This window comes from Mycobacterium sp. PDNC021 (genome assembly GCF_048282635.1).
Lineage (GTDB): Bacteria > Actinomycetota > Actinomycetes > Mycobacteriales > Mycobacteriaceae > Mycobacterium > Mycobacterium llatzerense.
Genome location: NZ_CP182502.1, coordinates 1,902,198 through 1,922,803 on the forward strand (window position 1 = coordinate 1,902,198; position 20,606 = coordinate 1,922,803).

22 protein-coding genes are annotated in these 20,606 nt (G+C 66.8%); 16 read left to right on the plus strand and 6 right to left on the minus strand.

What is annotated here, in order from left to right; all coding sequences use genetic code 11:
* Window positions 1-118: 118 nt before the first annotated feature.
* From ACNO8X_RS08845 to ACNO8X_RS08885, 9 genes are all read left to right on the plus strand, one after another.
* The gene (locus tag ACNO8X_RS08845; protein WP_043402168.1) at window positions 119-760 is read left to right on the plus strand and encodes a TetR/AcrR family transcriptional regulator; all 642 of its coding nucleotides are present in this window, start codon (window positions 119-121) and stop codon (window positions 758-760) included.
* Between the two features lie 15 nt (window positions 761-775).
* Window positions 776-1,957, plus strand: a complete 1,182-nt coding sequence (locus ACNO8X_RS08850) for a SecDF P1 head subdomain-containing protein (protein WP_418004985.1) — start codon at window positions 776-778, stop codon at window positions 1,955-1,957.
* A 299-nt stretch (window positions 1,958-2,256) separates the two neighbouring features.
* Window positions 2,257-2,631 carry a 30S ribosomal protein S12 gene (gene rpsL / locus ACNO8X_RS08855; protein ID WP_133759556.1) on the plus strand — a complete coding sequence of 125 codons (375 nt, stop codon included), beginning with the start codon at window positions 2,257-2,259 and terminating at the stop codon, window positions 2,629-2,631.
* A complete protein-coding gene (gene rpsG / locus ACNO8X_RS08860) occupies window positions 2,631-3,101 on the plus strand; it encodes a 30S ribosomal protein S7 (protein WP_020101372.1) in 471 nt (156 codons plus the stop codon). The genes rpsL and rpsG overlap by 1 nt, the downstream gene beginning before the upstream one ends.
* A 109-nt stretch (window positions 3,102-3,210) precedes the next feature.
* A complete protein-coding gene (gene fusA / locus ACNO8X_RS08865) occupies window positions 3,211-5,313 on the plus strand; it encodes an elongation factor G (protein WP_418004986.1) in 2,103 nt (700 codons plus the stop codon).
* An 89-nt stretch (window positions 5,314-5,402) separates the two neighbouring features.
* Window positions 5,403-6,593, plus strand: coding sequence for an elongation factor Tu (gene tuf, locus ACNO8X_RS08870; protein WP_043401684.1), 1,191 nt, complete (start codon window positions 5,403-5,405; stop codon window positions 6,591-6,593).
* A 215-nt stretch (window positions 6,594-6,808) separates the two neighbouring features.
* On the plus strand, window positions 6,809-7,528 hold the full coding sequence (locus ACNO8X_RS08875) for a PP2C family protein-serine/threonine phosphatase (protein WP_418004987.1): 720 nt from the start codon (window positions 6,809-6,811) through the stop codon (window positions 7,526-7,528).
* Window positions 7,529-7,581: 53 nt separating this feature from the next.
* The gene (locus ACNO8X_RS08880) at window positions 7,582-8,409 is read left to right on the plus strand and encodes an SHOCT domain-containing protein (protein WP_418004988.1); all 828 of its coding nucleotides are present in this window, start codon (window positions 7,582-7,584) and stop codon (window positions 8,407-8,409) included.
* A 90-nt stretch (window positions 8,410-8,499) separates the two neighbouring features.
* Window positions 8,500-9,351: a mycofactocin-coupled SDR family oxidoreductase gene (locus ACNO8X_RS08885; protein ID WP_418004989.1), complete on the plus strand. Its 852-nt coding sequence runs from the start codon at window positions 8,500-8,502 to the stop codon at window positions 9,349-9,351.
* A 1-nt stretch (window position 9,352) separates the two neighbouring features.
* Here the strand turns inward: ACNO8X_RS08885 and ACNO8X_RS08890 are convergent, their stop codons facing one another.
* The 3 genes from ACNO8X_RS08890 to ddaH all read right to left on the minus strand — a co-directional run bounded on the left by ACNO8X_RS08890 (window position 9,353) and on the right by ddaH (window position 12,258).
* Window positions 9,353-10,015, minus strand: coding sequence for a hypothetical protein (locus tag ACNO8X_RS08890; protein ID WP_418004990.1), 663 nt, complete (start codon window positions 10,013-10,015; stop codon window positions 9,353-9,355).
* Between the two features lie 123 nt (window positions 10,016-10,138).
* Entirely contained in the window at window positions 10,139-11,386 is a 1,248-nt protein-coding gene (rocD, locus tag ACNO8X_RS08895) for an ornithine--oxo-acid transaminase (protein ID WP_418004991.1), read from the minus strand.
* Window positions 11,380-12,258 (minus strand): dimethylargininase, encoded by an 879-nt coding sequence (gene ddaH, locus ACNO8X_RS08900; RefSeq protein ID WP_418004992.1) that lies wholly within the window; start codon window positions 12,256-12,258, stop codon window positions 11,380-11,382. The genes rocD and ddaH overlap by 7 nt, the downstream gene beginning before the upstream one ends.
* Window positions 12,259-12,379: 121 nt before the next feature.
* Between ddaH and ACNO8X_RS08905 the strand changes: the two genes are divergently transcribed.
* Both ACNO8X_RS08905 and ACNO8X_RS08910 read left to right on the plus strand, forming a co-directional pair.
* On the plus strand, window positions 12,380-12,844 hold the full coding sequence (locus tag ACNO8X_RS08905) for an Lrp/AsnC family transcriptional regulator (RefSeq protein WP_260971222.1): 465 nt from the start codon (window positions 12,380-12,382) through the stop codon (window positions 12,842-12,844).
* Window positions 12,845-12,891: 47 nt separating this feature from the next.
* Complete coding sequence (locus ACNO8X_RS08910; protein WP_418004993.1) at window positions 12,892-14,109, plus strand: NAD(P)/FAD-dependent oxidoreductase; 1,218 nt, start codon at window positions 12,892-12,894, stop codon at window positions 14,107-14,109.
* A gap of 119 nt (window positions 14,110-14,228) precedes the next feature.
* Here ACNO8X_RS08910 and ACNO8X_RS08915 read toward each other — a convergent pair whose 3' ends face one another.
* The 3 genes from ACNO8X_RS08915 to mftR form a co-directional block, all read right to left on the minus strand.
* Window positions 14,229-15,503 (minus strand): VOC family protein, encoded by a 1,275-nt coding sequence (locus ACNO8X_RS08915; RefSeq protein ID WP_418005831.1) that lies wholly within the window; start codon window positions 15,501-15,503, stop codon window positions 14,229-14,231.
* Between the two features lie 2 nt (window positions 15,504-15,505).
* Entirely contained in the window at window positions 15,506-16,021 is a 516-nt protein-coding gene (locus tag ACNO8X_RS08920) for an RNA polymerase sigma factor (protein WP_418004994.1), read from the minus strand.
* A gap of 103 nt (window positions 16,022-16,124) precedes the next feature.
* Window positions 16,125-16,757, minus strand: a complete 633-nt coding sequence (mftR, locus tag ACNO8X_RS08925) for a mycofactocin system transcriptional regulator (protein WP_418004995.1) — start codon at window positions 16,755-16,757, stop codon at window positions 16,125-16,127.
* Window positions 16,758-16,858: 101 nt separating this feature from the next.
* Here mftR and mftA point away from each other — a divergent pair, with 101 nt between their 5' ends.
* The 5 genes from mftA to mftE all read left to right on the plus strand — a co-directional run bounded on the left by mftA (window position 16,859) and on the right by mftE (window position 20,594).
* Window positions 16,859-16,954, plus strand: coding sequence for a mycofactocin precursor MftA (mftA, locus tag ACNO8X_RS08930; protein WP_071287456.1), 96 nt, complete (start codon window positions 16,859-16,861; stop codon window positions 16,952-16,954).
* Window positions 16,939-17,319, plus strand: coding sequence for a mycofactocin biosynthesis chaperone MftB (gene mftB, locus ACNO8X_RS08935; RefSeq protein WP_418004996.1), 381 nt, complete (start codon window positions 16,939-16,941; stop codon window positions 17,317-17,319). Before mftA ends, mftB begins: the two co-directional genes overlap by 16 nt.
* Window positions 17,316-18,506 (plus strand): mycofactocin radical SAM maturase, encoded by a 1,191-nt coding sequence (mftC, locus tag ACNO8X_RS08940; RefSeq protein ID WP_418004997.1) that lies wholly within the window; start codon window positions 17,316-17,318, stop codon window positions 18,504-18,506. Before mftB ends, mftC begins: the two co-directional genes overlap by 4 nt.
* 3 nt (window positions 18,507-18,509) lie before the next feature.
* The gene (gene mftD / locus ACNO8X_RS08945) at window positions 18,510-19,685 is read left to right on the plus strand and encodes a pre-mycofactocin synthase MftD (RefSeq protein ID WP_418004998.1); all 1,176 of its coding nucleotides are present in this window, start codon (window positions 18,510-18,512) and stop codon (window positions 19,683-19,685) included.
* A gap of 138 nt (window positions 19,686-19,823) precedes the next feature.
* A complete protein-coding gene (mftE, locus tag ACNO8X_RS08950) occupies window positions 19,824-20,594 on the plus strand; it encodes a mycofactocin biosynthesis peptidyl-dipeptidase MftE (protein WP_418005832.1) in 771 nt (256 codons plus the stop codon).
* Window positions 20,595-20,606 lie beyond the last annotated feature (12 nt).

Below are 20,606 nucleotides of genomic sequence, written 5' to 3' on the forward strand. Positions count from 1 at the left end.
GGTTACAAAGTTCGCCGAATTGGCGACGTATCTGCAGCGTCTAGAGGTTAGAGTCATTAGTTAACTGGCCGCGTCGCGGTCGATGGAACCCAAGATCGAACACCGGAGGATCGGGCAGATGGCACCTCGGCCAGAGTCGCAAGCGGTTGGGGATGCCCGACCGGCTGCGCCGGCACGGTCGCGGGCGACTGCACGCACCACCAAGCTCAGCCGGGACTCGATCGTGGCCGCGGCCTTGACGTTCCTCGATCGCGAGGGCTGGGATTCGCTGACCATCAATGCCCTGGCCAACCAGCTGGGCACCAAGGGCCCGTCGCTGTACAACCACGTGCAGAGCCTCGATGACCTGCGCCGCACGGTCCGGATGCGCGTCATCGACGACATCATCGGCATGCTCAACACCGTCGGCGAGGGCCGCAGCCGCGACGACGCGGTGATGGCGATGGCCAGTGCCTACCGCAGCTATGCCCATCACCATCCGGGCCGGTACTCGGCGTTCACGCGGATGCCGCTGGGCGGTGACGACCCGGAGTACACCGCGGCCACGCACGCGGCGGCCGGGCCGGTGATCGCGGTCCTGGCGTCGTACGGACTCGACGGTGAGAACGCCTTCTATGCAGCGCTGGAGTTCTGGTCGGCACTGCACGGTTTCGTGCTGCTGGAGATGACGGGCGTGATGGACGGCGTCGACACCGACGCGGTGTTCACCGACATGGTGGTGCGACTGGCGCGAGGGATGAACGAGCGCGACTCGGCTTGATCAGGGAAGCGCGTGATGTCTGACGACCACAGCGGGTGGCAGCCACCACAACCGCCTCAGTCACCGGAAACCGCGACGGGTTTCCTGCCGCCGCCCGCACCCCCGCCGGGCTACCTGCCGCCGGGGATGGCGCCCGCATGGCCGCCGCAACCCGTCGCCGCGCAGTCCGGCGTACCCCCATGGCTGGTCGCCCTGGTCTTGGCGGTGCTGGTGCTCAGTTATGGCGCGACGGTGTTCTTCACCAAGGACATCTGGCGCGCCGGCGAACCCCGCCCCGTCGTTCAGGCGTCGTTGCAGATTCAGCAGCAGCCGGGAACGGCACCGACCCCGGACGCGCTGGCACAGACGCGCAAGGTCGTCGAATCGCGGCTCGGGCACCTCGGCGGGCATGACGTCGCCGTCGGGCTGGACGGGAACACCCTCAAGGTCACCGCGACCGACGTGACCGAAGCTCAGCTACGGGGCGTCACCGCCACGGGCCGCCTCTATATAAGGCCGGTGATCCACGCGATCGCGGCGCAGCCCGACCCGACGTACCCATCGCCGTCGCCGCAGACCCCGCAGGTGGCCGACAGCCGGCGCATCGCTGACGAGAAGGCACTGCGGCAGAGTGCGCAGCCACAGATCCAACTGCTGGCGCTGCAGTTCCAGGCGACCCGCTGCGATCAGCCGGATCAGCTGGCCGACCACGACGACCCGAATCTGCCGCTGATCACCTGCTCCGACGACCACAAACAGGTGTATCTGCTGGACAAGTCGATCATCGGCGGCGACCAGATCAAGGACGCCTCGGCCCGCCAGGGTGGGCAGCGCGGCGACTACGTCGTCTTCGTGACCTTCGACGACAAGGCCGCCGATATCTGGTCGACGTTCACCAGCGCCAACATCGGTGCCCGGGCCGCCTTCGCCGTCGACACCCAGGTGGTCAGCGCGCCGGCGCTGCTGGAGCCCATGACGACCGGACGCACCCAGATCCATGGGCAGTTCACCGCCGATTCGGCGAAGTCGTTTGCGGCGGTGGTGGCAGGCGGGGCCTTGCCGTTGCCGGTATCGGTGCAGTCGGTGCAGACGAAACAGATCCACCCATCGTTCTGGTCGGTGCCTCGGATCGCGGTTCTCGGCGGCGGGGTGGTGGTGATCTTCGCGGTCATCCTCGGAGTCGTTCTGATGAGCCGACGGGCCTTCCGCCAGGGATAAGGTGTTGATCACCGTCCCGGCCGCACCGCCCTGACCTGCGGTTTGAGTCCTCTGGGCGAGTTTGGATCGTGGCGGTCCGTACTGGTATCGTGGTGGTTCGTGCCTGGCCGACTGGGCGCTTGCATTCATTGTGTTTGTAGGCAAGCCTGCACGCCGGGCCAATTCGCATGTCCGTGGTGCACCGCAAGGTTTGTACCTGGCCTCGTGCGACACGCCCGGACGCGGGGTATGCGATCGGACGAAAACAGCAGTACAGAGTCTTAAACCGCAGTACGACACGCAATAGAGAAAGCCGATAGATGCCAACCATCAACCAGCTGGTCCGCAAGGGTCGCCACGACAAGACCACCAAGGTCAAGACCGCGGCACTCAAGGGCAGCCCGCAGCGCCGTGGTGTGTGCACCCGCGTGTACACCACCACCCCCAAGAAGCCGAACTCGGCTCTGCGCAAGGTCGCCCGCGTGAAGCTGACGAGCCAGGTTGAGGTCACGGCCTACATCCCGGGTGAAGGCCACAACCTCCAGGAGCACTCGATGGTGCTCGTGCGTGGCGGTCGTGTGAAGGACCTCCCCGGTGTGCGTTACAAGATCATCCGCGGCTCGCTGGACACCCAGGGTGTGAAGAACCGCAAGCAAGCACGCAGCCGCTACGGCGCCAAGAAGGAGAAGAGCTAATGCCACGCAAGGGCCCCGCGCCGAAGCGGCCGCTGGTCAACGACCCGGTCTACGGTTCGCAGCTGGTTACCCAGCTCGTCAACAAGGTGCTGCTGGACGGCAAGAAGTCGCTGGCCGAGCGCATCGTCTACGGCGCCCTTGAGCAGGCTCGCGAGAAGACCGGCACCGACCCCGTCGTGACGCTGAAGCGCGCCATGGACAACGTCAAGCCGTCCCTCGAGGTCCGCAGCCGCCGCGTCGGTGGCGCGACCTACCAGGTGCCGGTTGAGGTCCGTCCGGACCGCTCGACCACCCTGGCGCTGCGCTGGCTGGTCAGCTTCTCGAAGGCTCGCCGCGAGAAGACCATGGTCGAGCGTCTGGCCAACGAAATCCTGGACGCCAGCAATGGCCTGGGTGCCGCCGTCAAGCGACGTGAGGACACCCACAAGATGGCCGAGGCGAACCGGGCCTTCGCGCACTACCGCTGGTGACTCAATCGCCGGCCGCCAATGCCGGCGGCCGGCGCATCTGATTCACAACTGACCGCCCTCCCGGGCGACGCGGATTCACCAAAGCAACTGAAAGAGTGGGAACCTAGCCGTGGCACAGGACGTGCTGACCGATCTGAACAAGGTCCGCAACATCGGCATCATGGCGCACATCGACGCCGGCAAGACGACGACGACCGAGCGCATCCTCTTCTACACCGGTATCTCGTACAAGATCGGTGAGGTCCACGACGGCGCCGCCACGATGGACTGGATGGAGCAGGAGCAGGAGCGTGGTATCACCATCACGTCCGCTGCCACCACCTGCTTCTGGAATGACAACCAGATCAACATCATCGACACCCCGGGCCACGTCGACTTCACCGTCGAGGTCGAGCGTTCGCTGCGCGTGCTCGACGGTGCCGTTGCCGTGTTCGACGGCAAAGAAGGTGTGGAGCCGCAGTCCGAGCAGGTGTGGCGCCAGGCCGACAAGTACGACGTCCCCCGCATCTGTTTCGTCAACAAGATGGACAAGCTGGGCGCGGACTTCTACTTCTCGGTCCAGACCATGAAGGACCGCCTGGGCGCGAACGTCATCCCGATCCAGCTGCCCATCGGTTCCGAGGGTGACTTCGAGGGTGTCGTCGACCTGGTCGAGATGAACGCCAAGGTCTGGCGTGGCGAGACCAAGCTCGGTGAGAAGTACGACGTCATCGAGATCCCGGCCGACCTTCAGGAGAAGGCCGACGAGTACCGCACCGCCATGATCGAGGCCGTCGCCGAGACCGACGACGAGCTCATGGAGAAGTACCTGGGCGGCGAAGAGCTGACCATCGATGAGATCAAGGGCGGCCTGCGCAAGCTGACCGTCACCAGCGCCGCCTACCCGGTGCTGTGTGGTTCCGCGTTCAAGAACAAGGGTGTGCAGCCCATGCTCGACGCGGTCATCGACTACCTGCCGACCCCGCTGGACGTCGCGGCCGCCGAAGGCCACGTCCCGGGCAAGGAAGACGAGATCATCTCGCGCAAGCCGTCCGCCGACGAGCCGTTCTCCGGCCTGGCGTTCAAGGTTGCGACGCACCCGTTCTTCGGCAAGCTGACCTACGTCCGCGTCTACTCGGGCAAGGTCGACTCCGGTGCCCAGGTCATCAACTCGACCAAGGGCAAGAAGGAGCGTCTGGGCAAGCTGTTCCAGATGCACTCCAACAAGGAGAACCCGGTCGACTCGGCTGCCGCCGGTCACATCTACGCGGTCATCGGCCTCAAGGACACCACCACCGGTGACACCCTGTGCGACCCGAGCAACCAGATCGTCCTGGAGTCCATGACCTTCCCGGACCCGGTTATCGAGGTGGCCATCGAGCCCAAGACCAAGAGCGACCAGGAGAAGCTGGGTACGGCGATCCAGAAGCTCGCCGAAGAAGACCCGACCTTCAAGGTGCACCTGGACCAGGAGACCGGCCAGACCGTCATCGGCGGCATGGGCGAGCTCCACCTGGACATCTTGGTGGACCGCATGCGTCGCGAGTTCAAGGTCGAGGCCAACGTCGGCAAGCCGCAGGTGGCCTACCGCGAGACCATCCGCAAGGCCGTGCAGAACGTCGAGTACACCCACAAGAAGCAGACGGGTGGCTCGGGCCAGTTCGCGAAGGTCATCATCAGCATCGAGCCGTTCATCGGCGAAGATGGTGCGACCTACGAGTTCGAGAACAAGGTCACCGGTGGCCGCGTCCCGCGTGAGTACATCCCGTCGGTGGATGCCGGTGCGCAGGACGCCATGCAGTACGGCATCTTGGCCGGCTACCCGCTGGTGAACCTCAAGCTGACGCTGCTCGACGGTGCTTACCACGACGTCGACTCGTCGGAAATGGCCTTCAAGGTCGCCGGTTCGCAGGCGCTGAAGAAGGCTGCGCAGGCTGCGCAGCCGGTCATCCTGGAGCCGATCATGGCGGTCGAGGTCACCACGCCCGAGGACTACATGGGCGACGTGATCGGCGACCTGAACTCCCGCCGTGGCCAGATCCAGGCCATGGAGGAGCGCAGCGGTGCACGTGTCGTCAAGGCACAGGTTCCGCTGTCCGAAATGTTCGGCTACGTCGGCGACCTCCGGTCGAAGACCCAGGGTCGGGCAAACTACTCCATGGTGTTCGACTCGTACGCTGAAGTTCCGGCGAACGTGTCGAAGGAGATCATCGCCAAGGCGACGGGCCAGTAGTCTCTGACCCGTTCCGCCGCGGCGGACGACACAACTGAACACATCAACACTGCTTAACCAAGCACCAACAAGTCCAGGAGGACACCACAGTGGCGAAGGCGAAGTTCGAGCGGACGAAGCCGCACGTCAACATCGGGACCATCGGTCACGTTGACCACGGCAAGACCACGCTGACTGCAGCAATCACCAAGGTTCTGCACGACAAGTACCCCGATTTGAACGAATCGCGTGCGTTCGACCAGATCGACAATGCGCCCGAGGAGCGTCAGCGCGGTATCACCATCAACATCTCGCATGTTGAGTACCAGACCGAGAAGCGCCACTACGCCCACGTGGACGCCCCCGGTCACGCTGACTACATCAAGAACATGATCACCGGTGCTGCCCAGATGGACGGCGCAATCCTCGTGGTCGCCGCCACCGACGGCCCGATGCCGCAGACCCGTGAGCACGTGCTGCTCGCTCGCCAGGTCGGCGTGCCCTACATCCTGGTCGCACTGAACAAGTCCGACATGGTCGAGGACGAGGAGCTCCTGGAGCTCGTCGAGCTCGAGGTCCGCGAACTGCTGGCCGCTCAGGACTTCGACGAGGACGCCCCCGTGGTCCGCGTCTCGGCGCTGAAGGCGCTCGAGGGCGACGCCACCTGGGTGAAGTCGGTCGAGGAGCTCATGGAGGCCGTCGACGAGTCCATCCCGGACCCGGTTCGCGAGACCGACAAGCCGTTCCTGATGCCCGTTGAGGACGTCTTCACCATCACCGGTCGTGGCACCGTGGTGACCGGCCGTGTCGAGCGCGGCGTGATCAACGTCAACGAAGAGGTCGAGATCGTCGGCATCCGCCCGACCACGACCAAGACCACCGTCACCGGTGTGGAAATGTTCCGCAAGCTGCTCGACCAGGGCCAGGCCGGCGACAACGTCGGTCTGCTCGTTCGTGGCATCAAGCGCGAGGACGTCGAGCGTGGCCAGGTTGTGGTCAAGCCCGGCACCACCACCCCGCACACCGAGTTCGAGGGCAGCGTCTACATCCTGTCCAAGGACGAGGGCGGCCGCCACACGCCGTTCTTCAACAACTACCGCCCGCAGTTCTACTTCCGTACCACGGACGTGACCGGCGTGGTTACCCTGCCCGAGGGCACCGAGATGGTTATGCCCGGTGACAACACCGACATCTCCGTCGTGCTGATCCAGCCGGTCGCCATGGACGAGGGTCTGCGTTTCGCCATCCGTGAGGGCGGTCGTACCGTCGGCGCGGGTCGCGTTACCAAGATCATCAAGTGATCTAGTTTTTCCAAGCGGAGCGCCGCTCACCCGAAAGGGTGGGCGGCGCTTTGCTTTTGCGGCCGCATCGTCGGCGCCGACTCCGCGCAACCGTGAGTGGGGAGCGCCGTCCGCGCAGTCTCACCGGCGAGAAAGCGGTGTCGGCGCTCGATAGTTGCGGGCAAGATGGCAGGATCGTTCGCGATGGAGGGGAACGCGATGAGGGGTGGCCTGTCGTGCGGGTGAACGTGCGGGCATTCACCGACACCGGACTACGTCGGAAACGCAACGAAGATGCGGTGATGGTCGGCGGCTGGGTCAGCCAGACGCACAACGGTTTGCTGGTGGACATGCGGATGCAGCCGGGGTCCCCGTTCGTCTGTGCGGTGTGCGACGGCATGGGCGGGCACGTCGGCGGCGATGTCGCGAGCCGGACGGCGCTGAGCATGATCGCGACCATGTCGCCGGGCTGGACCGGTGGCGACGACATCACGTCGTCGCTGTCGTACGTCAGCGACTGGCTCTACGACATGGGCCGCGACACCGAACTGGCCGGGATGGGCACCACCATCGCCGGCGTCTGCCTGACGGCCGACGAGGTGATCGTGTTCAACGTCGGGGACAGCCGGGTGTATTCGGTCGCCGGTGAGACGCTGACGCAGGTGTCGGTCGACGATGCCGTGCTCGACGCGGCGGGCCGGCCCACCAACATCATCACCCAGTCACTCGGCCAGGGCGTGCCGATCGTTCCGCACTTGACCGCGACGCCGCTGCAGCCGGGTAGCTACCTGATGTGCTCGGACGGGGTGCACGGTCAGATGGAGCATCACGATCTGCAGGCGGCCACGGCGTGCAACGACCGGGGTGACGGCTCGGCCATCATCATCGGGACGGCCCGGGCCAACGGTGCCGCCGACAATTTCTCGTTCGTCCTGTTGGACGTCCTCGCCGACTGACGCGCCACTAGAGTCTCTCGCAGCGGTTCAGCTGATCAAGGAGCGTGGCTCGAATGTTGGTGCGTTACCTCAAGGCACAGGCCCTGGTGCTGCTGTGTGGCGGGTTGGTCGGCCCGATCTTCCTGGCGGTGTACTTCTACTCCGGCCAGGCCGAACTGATGAAGTGGATGTTCTGGACCGGCCTGCTGGTCACGGCGATCGACGTACTGGTCGCGCTCGCGTTGGCGGGGTTCGGCGAGATGCGGTCGGCTGAGCGCGACGCGCTGGAGGCCGGCGGTGTGCTGGCGCTCGCCGAGGTCACCGGGATCGGTGAGACCGGTACCCGGGTCAATGATCAGCCACTGGTGAAGCTCAACCTCCAAATCTCGGGACCGGGTCTGGCGCCGTTCGAAGCACAGGACAAGGTGCTGGCGTCGGTGAGCCGGTTGCCGATGATCACGGCCCGCAAGCTCGTCGTGGTAGTCGATCCGACGACGAACAAGTTCCACATCGACTGGCAGAGAAGCTCTTTGGTGTCCGGCATGATGCCGGTCCGTCTCACGTCGGAGCAGGACGGCCGGACTTACGACCTGACCGGACGTTCGGGTCCGATCATGGCGATCCTGCAGATCCTCAAGGCCAACGGGGTACCGCTCGAGGGCATGGCGGACCTGCGGTCGAATCCGGCGGTACGGCAACAGGTGATGGACGTGGTGCGGCGCGCCACCGCCGCCGAGCGGGAGCCCGCTGCGGCACCGGTCGCGCCGGCGCCGCCCGTCGCGCCGCAGCCGGCGCCATCGACTGCGCAGCGGCTGCAGGAGATCGAGACGCTGCGCGCGATGGGCACCATCAGCGAGGCCGAGTACACCGCCAAGCGCGCCCAGATCATCGCCGAGCTGTAGCCGGCTGACCGCCTAGCGGGAGCCACTAGAACGCGTTCTAGTTTGGCTGCTAGCGTGGCGGTGGATTCCGGCGTGATGAAGGGACTGGCAATGACGGCAGGCGGAGCACTCGAAGGCAAGGTGGCGTTCATTACCGGGGCTGCCCGCGGGCAGGGCCGGGCGCATGCCATCCGGTTGGCGCGCGAGGGCGCCGACATCATCGCCAGTGATATCTGCGCACCGGTGTCCGACACCATCTCGTACAGCCCGGCGACCTCCGCGGACCTGGCCGAGACGGTGCGACTCGTCGAAGCCGAGGGCCGCAAGGTCCTGGCCCGCGAGGTCGATGTCCGGGACTTGGCCGCGCAGCAGCAGTTGGTGGCCGACGGCATCGAACAGTTCGGCCGGCTGGACATCCTGGTTGCCAATGCCGGCGTGCTCAGCTGGGGCCGCCTGTTCGAGATGTCAGAAGAGCAGTGGGACAGTGTCGTCGACACCAACCTGTCGGGCACCTGGCGCACCATCCGGGCAGTGGTTCCCGCGATGATCGAGGCCGGTAACGGCGGATCGATCATCATCGTCAGCTCCTCGGCGGGGTTGAAGGCCACGCCGGCCAACGGACACTACTCGGCATCGAAGTTCGGCCTGGTCGGTCTGACCAACGCGCTGTCACTCGAGGTGGGCGAGTTCGGCATCCGAGTCAACTCGATCCACCCGTACTCGGTCATGACGCCGATGATCGAATCGACGGCCATGGGCGAGATCTTCGGCAAGTTCCCGTCGTACCTGCACAGCTTCGCGCCGATGCCGTACAAGCCCGTCGCGCACGACGGCAAGGGCGGCCTCGCGGAATTCATGGTGCCGGACGAGGTTTCGGACGTCGTGGTGTGGCTCGCGGGTCCGGGTTCGGCGACCATCTCGGGCTCGCAGATCGCCGTCGACCGCGGCGTCATGAAGTACTGAGTTACGGGGCCACCTGCCCGACCAACACGTCGGCGAATTCCGTTGTGCCGGCTGACACTCTGATCGCGGGCCGGCCGCAGCCGGGTGCCAGCGTGCGCCGCACTGCGGATTTTCCGTCGACGTCGACCGATACCTCGCCGGTCTTGGTGATCGTCACATCGATTGCGTGCCAGTCGTTGTCGAGCGGTGTCGGGATCGGGCCCGAGTCCGTATCGGTGGGGCTGGTGACAGCGGTGAGGCCGAGGGCGTAGCCGCCCGTCGCGCTGCGAATGCGTCCGGTGAACCGCAGTGAGCATGCCGGATCACCCGGTTGGATCAGTCCCGTCCACGCCGGCTTCGGGGTGTCGACGGCGTCGTGCGGGGCGAGGCGCACCGCACGGCCGTCGTTGGTGAACGTGGCGTCGACACCGCCGACTGGGGTCCAGGTGTTGAAGTTCGTCGGCTCCGGCGGGTGAGTCGGCACGATGGTCAGGCCGCTGAACGGTGTCGTCGGCTCGCCGCGGGCCGCACCGTCGTCGCGCGAGAGTTTCGTGGCGACGACCGTGCCGCCCGCCACCAGAGCGACCACGGCCAGCACCGCACCGCCGATGATCCACCATTTCCGCGCGCCGGACCGATGCGGCGGCCCCGGTTCGGTTGGGGCGTAGCGTTGTTGGTCGTCCACCCAGAGCGCCCATCCCGGTGGTGGCGGGAGCCACGACGGATCCGGCTGCCAGTCCGGGCCCGGTCGCCAATCAGGTGGAAACGGCGGCCAGTTGGGCGGCGGATTGAAGCGCATCCTATGGGTTTACCACCGCACCGCCGGCGGCGTGGCCAGTGCCTCGGCGAATCGGTCCATCGCCCAATCGATTTCGGCCGCGGTGATCACCAGTGGTGGGGCGAACCGCAGGGTCGGGCCGTGGGTGTCCTTGGCCAGCACGCCCCGCTCGGCCAGCCGCAGGCTGACCTCCCGTCCGGTGCCTACCGCCGGGTCGAGGTCGACGCCCGCCCACAGGCCCAGCCCGCGAACGGCGGTCACGCCGTGCCCGATCATCTCTGCCAGGCGGGCATGCAGGTGCCGGCCGAGTTCGGTTGATCTGGACTGGAATTCGCCGCGCTGCAGCATGCCGACCACTGTGCTGCCGATCGCGGCGGCCAGCGGATTGCCGCCGAACGTCGACCCGTGCTCGCCGGGGTGCAGCACGCCGAGCACATCGTCGTCGGCCACCACCGCCGAGAGCGGCACGATGCCCCCGCCCAGTGCCTTGCCCAGCAGGTAGACGTCGGGCACGACGTCCCAGTGGTCGGACGCGAAGGTGCGGCCGGTGCGGGCCAGGCCGGACTGGATTTCGTCGGCGATCATCAGCACGTTGTGTTCGGTGCACAGTGCGCGTACGCGCGGCAGATAGTCGTCGCGCGGCACGATGATTCCGGCCTCGCCCTGGATCGGCTCGATCAGCACCGCGGCGGTGTTGTCGTCGATGGCCGCCGCGAGTGCGTCGGCGTCGCCGAACGGCACCGAGTGGAAGCCTGGTGTGTACGGGCCGAAGCCCCGCCGGGCCGTCTCGTCATCGGAGAAGCTGATGATTGTCGTGGTGCGGCCGTGGAAGTTGTTGTGCGCCACAATGATGTTCGGATTCGTCAGCCCTTTGACGTCCCGACTCCACTTGCGCGCGACTTTGATCGCGCTCTCGACGGCCTCGGCGCCGCTGTTCATGGGCAGCACCAGGTCCTTGCCGCACAGCTGGGCGAGGGCGGCGCAGAACGGGCCCAGGCGGTCGGAGTGGAACGCGCGACTCACCAGGGTCACGGTGTCCAACTGGGCGTGGGCGGTCGCGAGGATCTCGGGATTGCGGTGGCCGAAGTTGACGGCCGAATACGCCGCCAGACAGTCCAGGTACCTGCGTCCCTCGGGGTCGGTGATCCACACCCCGTCGGCGGACGCGGCGACCACCGGCAGCGGCGCGTAATTGTGCGCGGCGTAGCGGTTGTCGAGGTCGATCAGCTCAGCCGTGCTGCCGGATGTTTCCGGTTTTCCCGCAACGGCTTTCAGCACGACGTCGGGTACACCTCGAGCGTGCAGCATTTCACCGAGCCGCCGCCCTTGAGCAACTCGGACAGCTCCACGCCGACCGGCCGGAAACCGGCGGCTGAGAGTTGCGCGGCGAAGCCGGTGGCTGCGGCCGGGTGCACGACGTTCAGTCCGTCCGACACCGCGTTCAGGCCGAGCACGTGGGCGTCGGCATCGGAGACCTCGATGGCGCCCGGAAACATTTTGCGCAGCAAGGCCACCGACGTGGCGCCGAACGCCGGGGGATAGAACGCGATGGTGTCGTCATCGAGCACGGCGAGTGCGGTATCGAGGTGGTAGAAGCGGGGGTTGACCAGCTGCAGGCTGGTCAACGGCAGGCCGGACAGCTTGGCGACCTCGTCGTGCGACTGGCGGTCTGTGCGGAAGCCATAGCCGGCCAATATTTTTGAGCCGATGATCAGCAGGTCGCCCTGGCCCTCGTTGGTGTGCTCGGTGTACAGCGGGCAGTAGCCGTGGTCGAGCAACCACCCGGCGTAGGCCACCGATTCTCCGGTCCGCTGGGGGTAGGTGAAGCGGGCGATGATGGCGACCTTCTCGAAGCCGTCGTCGAGGACCAGCCCGCCGTTGGCGGCGTACACCATGTCGGGCAGTCCCGGGATCGGGTCGACCAGCTGGACGGTGTGCCCGAGGCTCCGGTAGGTCTGGACCAGGTGCTCCCACTGGCGCACCGCCAGTGCAGTGTCGACGCTGGCGGAGGTGTCCATCCAGGGGTTGATCGCATATTCGACGGCGAAATGCGTCGGCCGGGTCATCACATAGTGCCTGGGGCGGGCTACCCGGTCTGGTCGCCAACCTGAATTTGGTGTCGCCATCTTGACGACATCAGTAATCGTCATAATTCGATGGTAGGAGCACTTGTGCACGCAAGCAATCGATGCTTGTTGCGCGTGTGTAACAGATCTATTGTGTGATCACTCGCGATTCAGCTATCTATTGCGTGAGGGAGGTGTGCGGCCGGTGGAAAGCGTCGATGAGACGGACGAGCGCATCCTGGCCGAATTGGCGGACAACGCGCGCGCCACGTTCGCCGAGATCGGTGAGCGGGTGGGCCTGTCGGCGCCCGCGGTCAAGCGACGGGTCGACCGACTGCTCGCCACCGGGGTCATCCGCGGCTTCACCACGGTCGTCGACCGGAACGTGATCGGTTGGGGGACAGAGGCATACGTCCAGGTGTACTGCCAGGGCACCATCACGCCGGCCCAGCTGCGCGAGGCCTGGGAGGGCATCCCCGAGGTGGTTTCGGCCGCCACGGTGACCGGCACCTCCGACGCCATTCTGCATCTCCTGACTCGGGACATGAGACATCTGGAGGCGGTGCTGGAGCGCATCCGCGGCAGCGCGGCGATCGAGCGCAGCGAGAGCATCGTGGTGCTGTCCAACATCGTGGAGCGTGGGGTACGGGGGAGCTGGGAGCGGGGCTGACCCCGAGTCGGCACCGCCTGGTGGTCTGCTGAGCAACCAAGCACAGGGTGGCCTACCTTGCACCGGCAGCATCGTGTAAGAAAGCCCACGTGACTACAAACGGAGGCATCGTCATTGTCGGTGGCGGTCTGGCCGCCGCGCGCACCGCCGAGCAACTGCGCAAGGCCGAGTACGCCGGGCCGATCACGCTGATCAGCGATGAGGTCCATCTGCCGTACGACCGGCCGCCGCTGTCCAAGGATGTGCTGCGGGCCGAGGTCGACGACACGACGCTCAAGCCGGCCGAGTTCTACGACGAGAACAACATCACGCTGCTGCTGGGCTCGGGTGCGGCCAAGCTCGACACCGACGCCCAGACGGTGACCCTCGCGAACGGTGAGGTCGTCGCCTACGAGGAGCTGGTCATCGCCACGGGCCTGGTGCCCAGGACCATCCCGTCGCTGCCGGCTCTCGAGGGCATCCGGGTGCTGCGTACCTACGACGAGTCGCTGGCACTGCGCGAGCACGCCGGTGCGGCCAAGCGCGCCGTGGTGATCGGCGCCGGGTTCATCGGGTGTGAGGTGGCGGCCAGCCTGCGCAAGATGGGCGTCGAGGTGACCATCGTCGAGCCGCAACCCACGCCGCTGGCGTCGGTGCTCGGTACCGAGATCGGTGAACTGGTGGCGCGGCTGCACCGCGCCGAGGGCGTCGACGTGCGGTGCGGCGTCGGGGTCACCGGCGTGACCGGCACCGGCCACGTCGAGAAGGTGCAGCTGGCCGACGGTTCTGAACTGGACGCCGACGTCGTCGTCGTCGGGATCGGTTCGCGCCCGTCCACCGACTGGCTCGAGGGCAGCGGTATCGCGGTCGACAACGGCGTCGTGTGCGACGCCGCCGGCCGCACCAGCGCCCCCAATGTGTGGGCCATCGGTGACGTCGCCTCCTGGCGCGACGGCGCGGGACATCAAGTGCGGGTGGAACATTGGAGCAACGTGGCCGAGCAGGCGCGGGTCATCGTGCCGGCGATGCTGGGCCAGGATGCCACCGCCGCGGTCGTGGTGCCGTACTTCTGGAGCGATCAGTACGACGTCAAAATCCAGTGCCTGGGTGAGCCCAAGGCCGGCGATACCGTGCACATCGTCGAGGACGACGGCCGCAAGTTCCTGGCGTTCTACGAGCGCGACGGTGCGGTCAGCGGCGTCGTCGGCGGCGGGATGCCGGGCAAGGTCATGAAGAACCGGGCCAAGGTCGCGGCCGCGGTGCCGATCGCCGACGTCCTGGGCTGACGTTCTCCGCGATTTGTGCACGAAAGTCCGCGTTCACCGCGGAAAATCGTGCACAAGTCCCCAGGGCAGCGTGTATTCGGGCTCGCGCAACAGGATTCGGTTCACCCGCGACATCGATGTCAGAACGCGCCGAGGTAGAACCGGGCGCCCTGGTCGTCGGCGCACAGCGCTGACATCCCGTATGGCTGGCGCGATGGTTCGTCGATGACGGTGCCCCCGGCCTCGCGGACCCGCGCCACCGCGGCGTCCACATCGGGCACTGTCCACATCGGGACGGCGACGGTCTGCGCCGCGCCGCCGGCCGCGCCGGACATCGGCTGGCACTCCTGCACCGCCCACCCGTCATCGACGCGGCCGGGCTCGAATGTCCAGGACAGCACCTGTCCGTAGAAGTCCTTGAATGCCGCTGAGTCGGTCACTTCGTGGGTGAGGTACGAAAGTTCGCCTGGCCCTGCGCCGTTGAGCTCGGGGCGGGGAATGTCCGGCGTCGGCTGGAACACCGCGAAGTCGGTGCCGAGCACGTCGGTGGCGTCCAGGGTCGCCCCCCATTCGTGGTCCTCCGGCGTGCCCACCTGTCCGCCCGCGGCCAGGATGGCCTGCCGTGCCGCGTCGAGATCGGCGACCGCGTAGCAGCAGAACACCGTCTGCGGGCCGGTGGTCTCGAAGATGCCGGTGTGCATTCGGTTGCTGGTCACTTTGCGCGTGTCCGGATCGTAGGTCCAGCCCAGCACGTGGCCGTAGAAGGCGGCTGCCCGCTCGGCGTCCGGCGTCTGTACCGATATGTAGCCGATGTCGCCGTGCCGGATCGGGACGACGGCGACGGGGTCAGGGCCGGTGAGCATCCAGCGGTGGCCGAATGGGTCGATCACCACCGCGGTCCGCGCGCCGTGGGCATCGTACGGTTCCCGCTGCACCTGCGCGCCGCCTTGCCTGGCCTGTGCGAGGGCGGCGTCGGTATCCGGCACCGCAAGCATCAGGCTCACCGAAACCGATTGGGGTGCCGGTGCTTTCAGTCCGAGCTCCGGGAACTCGTCGGCCAGGTAGAGCACGCCGCCGGCCAGCGCCAGCTCGGCGTGGCCGATCCGGCCGTCGTCCATGACGATCGGTTCGCCGACGACGACGGCGCCCAGGGTGTCGACATACCAGGCGATCGCGGTACGCGCGTCGGCGACGGCCAGGTAGGGCAGGGCCGCCGGCCGGGGCACCGGGGCCGCCGCGGTGGCGGGTGCGTTCAGGTCGGCGATGGCGGTGTCGGTTCCACTCATGACAATTCCTTTCGGGAGGCTGATGGCGGCCTCCAAGCGCGCCCGCAGCCGGGCCGCGAAGGCCGGGTCGGGCTGCACGGGGAGTTCACCACCGGTCAGGACCGTCAGCGGGTCGTGACTGTTGTGCAGGGTCATGACGCACCTCCGTCCTGGTATTCGGTTCGGAATGCCCGCTTGGCCCGCACCAGCAGGGCTTCGGTGGCGTGCACGGTGCGTCCGATCAACTCGGCGCATTCGGGCACGGGGCGGTCATCCAGATATCGCAGCGTCAGCACCATGCGGTGCTGTTCGGTCAACCGGGCCAGCGCGGCCTCGGCGACCAGGCGGTCCAGCTCGGCGTCCCAGTCGTCGAAAGGCTCTGCGGGCTCGGGTGTTTCGGGTACGGACACGGTGAAGCGGTCGTGCCTGCGGCGGTAGTGATCGGCCAGCTTGTGCCGGGCGACGCCGATCAGCCACGGCACCGAGATCACCGGCGGCGCCGCACGGCGGGCGGCGTCCATCGCCGCCAGAAACGTCTCCGACGTCAGGTCTTCCGCGGTGCCCCGATCACCGCAGCGCCGCACGAAGTACCCGTAGACCACGGGTAGCGCCGAGTCGTACAGCGCCAGCAGCGTCTGCGGAGCATCACCGTCTGATTCGCCCCTCACACCCTTATCGTCGCGCCGGGCGGCCACTTTCCGACGGGCCAGACGAAAATTCTTTCAACGTGTGCACGTTTTTCCGCGCTGACCGCGAAGAAACGTGCACAAATCACACGGAGCGGATGCCTTCGCGGACGATGTCGAAGGCTTGGCCCAAGGCATCGGGCAGCGAGACGGTCTCGTCGGCCAGCCACTGTTCGTAGGCGGTCAGCGCCACGCCGAGCACCGTCCAGGCCACGGTCTGCGGCACGAGTTCGGTCGGTTTTGCGTCCAAGCGGCGCGCGACGAAGGCCGCGATCACGCCGCGCCAGCCCGCGTACATCGTCATCGAGTAGGCCTGGAGCGCGTCGGTCTGCAGGATCACCTGCATCCGGCGGCGGTGCCGGGGTGTCTCGGATTCGTCAAAGCTGTTGAATTCCAACAGCGCTGAACGCAGCGCGGCGTCCAGTGGCACGTCGTGGGGGACGGCGTTGAGCAGGTCCCGCAGATTGGTCAGACTCGCATCGAAGTCGGCCCACGGGATGGCATTCTTCGACGAGAAGTAGCGGAACAGGGTGCGCCGGGAGATGCCGGCGGCATGGGCGACGTCGTCGACGCTGACGTCGTCGAAGCCGCGGGTGGCGAACAGTTCGAGCGCCACATGGGTGATGTGGTCGCGCGTGGTGGAGCGGCGCCGGCCCACCCGGCCGTGCTGTGGAACGGCCCCGGCGTCGCGCTCGGGAGGCTCCGATTCGGTCCTCATCAGACCCGCCCTTCCTTTTCGGCACTCGATGCCATATTCTTGCGACTTGGATCACAGTTGTCGAGTACCGGCAACTGCCACGGTAGCGAAAGGGGCGATCCATGGACTCGAATCAGCAGGTTGAGACCGGCACCGAATTGGTCACCGAGACTCTGGTCGAAGAGGTCTCGATCGACGGTATGTGCGGGGTCTACTGACCGTGTCTGCGCCAGCCGCGGCCCGGACCGGGTCAGCAGGGGCCGGATTGCCGGCCCCGCCGGCGCTGGCCTTCGATCCTGACCGCGGCTGGCGCCTGCACCACCAGGTCGCCGTCCGCCCCGAACCATTCGGCGCGCTGCTGTATCACTTTGGTACACGCAAACTTTCGTTCCTGAAGAACCGCATCATCGTCGAGATCGTCAACACGCTGGCCGACCATCCGGACGTCCGCAGCGCCTGCCGCGCCGCCGGCATCGACGATGACCAGCAGGGGCCGTATCTGCACGCGTTCGGCGTGCTGGTCCAGTCCAAGATGCTGATCCCGGCAGACCAGAACAGCCCAGAAGGATCCACCGCTTCATGACCGCAACGGCACCCGTGCCCCGGCTGATCGAGCAGTTCGAGCATGGCCTCGACGCGCCCATCTGCCTCACGTGGGAACTCACCTACGCCTGCAACCTGTCCTGCGTGCACTGCCTGTCTTCGTCGGGCAAGCGCGACCCGCGCGAGCTGAGCACCCAGCAGTGCAAGGACATCATCGACGAGCTCGAGCGCATGCAGGTGTTCTACGTGAACATCGGCGGCGGCGAGCCGACGGTGCGGTCGGATTTCTGGGAGCTCGTCGACTACGCCACCGAGCATCACGTCGGTGTCAAGTTCTCCACGAACGGTGTGCGCATCGACGAAGCCGTCGCTGCCAAGCTCGCCGCGAGTGACTATGTGGACGTTCAGATTTCGCTCGACGGCGCCACCGCGGAGATCAACGACGCGGTGCGCGGCCCGGGTTCGTTCGCCATGGCCATTCGGGCGCTGGAAAACCTGAAGAACGCGGGCTTCAAGGACGCCAAGATCTCCGTCGTCGTCACCCGCCACAACGTCGACCAGCTCGACGATTTCAAGGCCCTCGCCGACAACTACGGCGCCACCCTGCGCATCACCCGGCTGCGCCCATCCGGCCGCGGCGCCGACGTGTGGGACGACCTGCACCCCACCGCCGAGCAGCAGGTCCAGCTGTACAACTGGCTGGTCGCCAAGGGCGAGCGGGTGCTCACCGGTGACTCGTTCTTCCACCTGTCGGGCCTCGGCGAGCCCGGCGCGCTGGCCGGCCTCAACCTCTGCGGCGCCGGTCGTGTCGTGTGCCTGATCGACCCCGTTGGCGATGTGTACGCCTGCCCGTTCGCCATCCATGAGCGCTTCCTGGCCGGAAACATCCTGAGCGATAACGGTTTCCAGCATGTCTGGCAGGACGCCCCGCTGTTCCGTGAACTGCGGGAACCGCAGTCGGCCGGTGCCTGCGGCAGCTGCGGGCACTACGACAGCTGCCGTGGCGGCTGCATGGCGGCCAAGTTCTTCACAGGTCTGCCCATGGACGGCCCTGACCCCGAGTGCGTGCAGGGCTTCGGCGAGCCCGCGCTGGCACAGGGCCGCGACAAGCCCAAGTCGCACCTCGACCACTCCCGCAGCGGGGGTCGCAAAGGACCCGTCCCGCTCAAGCTCCTGGCCATGCCGGCCAAGGCTCCGCAAAAATTCTGTAACGAAAGTCCTGTCTAGATCATGGCTCGTGATACCTGGTTCGAAACCGTCGCCATCGCGCAGGAGCGCGCGAAGAAGCGGCTGCCCAAGTCCGCCTACTCCTCGCTGATCTCGGCGAGTGAGAAGGGTTTGACCGTTGCTGACAACGTCGCCGCGTTCGGCGAGCTCGGCTTCGCGCCGCACGTCATCGGCGCGCTGGACAAGCGCGAGATGGCGACAACGGTTATGGGTCAAGAGATTTCACTGCCCGTGATTATTTCTCCGACCGGCGTGCAGGCGATCAACCCCGACGGCGAGGTCGCCGTCGCCCGCGCCGCCGCGGCCCGTGGCACCGCGATGGGCCTGTCGTCGTTCGCCAGCAAGCCGATGGAAGAGGTCATCGCGGCGAACCCCAAGACCTTTTTCCAGATCTACTGGCTGGGCAGCCGAGACGACATCGCGGCCCGGGCCGAGCGGGCCCGCGCGGCCGGCGCCAAGGGCCTGATCGTCACCACCGACTGGAGCTTCAGCCACGGCCGGGACTGGGGCAGCCCCAAGATTCCGGAAAAGATGGATCTCAAGACCATCCTCAAGATGAGCCCTGAGGTCATCACCAAGCCGCGCTACATGTGGACCTGGGGCAAGACCCTGCGTCCGCCCGAGCTGTCGGTGCCCAATCAGGCCATCAACGGCCAGGCCCCGCCGCCGTTCTTCGACGCCTATGGCGAGTGGATGGGCACCCCGGCGCCGACCTGGGAGGACATCGCCTGGCTGCGCGAGCTGTGGGGCGGGCCGTTCATGCTCAAGGGCGTCATGCGCATCGACGACGCCAAACGTGCTGTGGATGCCGGTGTTTCGGCGATCTCGGTGTCCAACCACGGCGGTAACAATCTCGACAGCACCCCGGCGTCGATCCGGGCGCTGCCGGCCATCGCCGAGGCCGTCGGCGACCAGATCGAGGTTCTGCTGGACGGCGGCATCCGCCGGGGCAGCGACGTGGTCAAGGCACTGGCACTGGGCGCCCGCGCGGTGATGCTCGGCCGGGCCTACCTGTGGGGGCTGGCGGCCGAGGGGCAGGCCGGCGTCGAGAACGTGCTCGACATCATGCACGGCGGTATCGACTCGGCGCTACGTGGTCTGGGCAAGGGCTCGATCCACGACCTCGGTCCGGACGACATCCTGGTGCCGGAGGGCTTCACCCGGCGGCTGGGCGGCTAACGCCGCTGGGCGTTGTCGCCTGATTCGACGGGTCCGCTGATACGCGCGGTGCTGACGTGGCTGACGTGATGGTCACCGGGGTCTTGACAACCGCGGCGATTTGACCATTCGCTACGAATTGTTGCGTATACGGCAACAATTGGCGCACAGCAGGCAAATTCGGCTTACCATCGGCGGGTGCCTTTTCCCAGCGAGCTCGGGAACTCGACGTCGAGGCAGTTGCAAGCCATGCGGCCTTCGTTGATCGTCCCGGTTGGTTCCACCGAGCAGCATGGGCCGCACCTGCCGCTGGATACCGATACCCGGATCGCTGAGGCGGTGTCGCGGTCCGTGGCCGCGCGGCTGCGTGAGACGACGTCCGGCGTCGGTCAACGCGCGTGGCTGGTGGCCTCTGCCATCAGCTACGGCGCGAGCGGTGAGCACGAGAGCTTTCCCGGCACCATCTCGATCGGCCTGGCCGCGCTGGAGCATTTGCTGGTCGAGTTCGGCCGGTCGGCCTGTAACTGGGCCGGCCGGATCGTGTTCGTCAACGGTCACGGCGGCAATGTGGCGGCGCTGACGGCGGCGACGACGTTGTTGCGGGCCGAGGGGCGTGACGTGGCCTGGTGCCCGTGCGTTGCCGCCGGTGCGGACGCCCACGCGGGCCATACCGAAACGTCTGTACTGCTGCATCTTTCACCGGCCGACGTCTGGGTCGACGAGAGCGTCGTCGGCAACACCGCACCGCTGTCGGAGCTGCTGCCGGCATTGCGCCGCGGCGGAGTGGTGGCGGTCAGCCCGGTCGGGGTGCTGGGCGATCCCACGACTGCCACCGCGGACGAGGGGTCCCGTATCTTTGCAGAAATGGTCGAAAGCTCCGTGCGCAGGATCGGCGCATGGCAGCCGAGCTCTGGGGGGATGCTCGCGTGACGGGGGTGGGAT

What these genes read in the sequence shown, in the direction of transcription:
- rpsG (WP_020101372.1), top strand. Translation starts at nt 2,631, where the DNA reads ATGCCACGCAAGGGCCCCGCGCCGAAGCGGCCGCTGGTCAACGACCCG.
- ACNO8X_RS08845 (WP_043402168.1), top strand. Translation starts at nt 119, where the DNA reads ATGGCACCTCGGCCAGAGTCGCAAGCGGTTGGGGATGCCCGACCGGCT.
- mftC (WP_418004997.1), top strand. Translation starts at nt 17,316, where the DNA reads ATGACCGCAACGGCACCCGTGCCCCGGCTGATCGAGCAGTTCGAGCAT.
- mftR (WP_418004995.1), bottom strand. Translation starts at nt 16,757, where the DNA reads ATGAGGACCGAATCGGAGCCTCCCGAGCGCGACGCCGGGGCCGTTCCA.
- ddaH (WP_418004992.1), bottom strand. Translation starts at nt 12,258, where the DNA reads ATGACGATTACTGATGTCGTCAAGATGGCGACACCAAATTCAGGTTGG.
- mftA (WP_071287456.1), top strand. Translation starts at nt 16,859, where the DNA reads ATGGACTCGAATCAGCAGGTTGAGACCGGCACCGAATTGGTCACCGAG.
- rpsL (WP_133759556.1), top strand. Translation starts at nt 2,257, where the DNA reads ATGCCAACCATCAACCAGCTGGTCCGCAAGGGTCGCCACGACAAGACC.
- ACNO8X_RS08850 (WP_418004985.1), top strand. Translation starts at nt 776, where the DNA reads ATGTCTGACGACCACAGCGGGTGGCAGCCACCACAACCGCCTCAGTCA.
- mftD (WP_418004998.1), top strand. Translation starts at nt 18,510, where the DNA reads ATGGCTCGTGATACCTGGTTCGAAACCGTCGCCATCGCGCAGGAGCGC.
- ACNO8X_RS08880 (WP_418004988.1), top strand. Translation starts at nt 7,582, where the DNA reads ATGTTGGTGCGTTACCTCAAGGCACAGGCCCTGGTGCTGCTGTGTGGC.
- ACNO8X_RS08885 (WP_418004989.1), top strand. Translation starts at nt 8,500, where the DNA reads ATGACGGCAGGCGGAGCACTCGAAGGCAAGGTGGCGTTCATTACCGGG.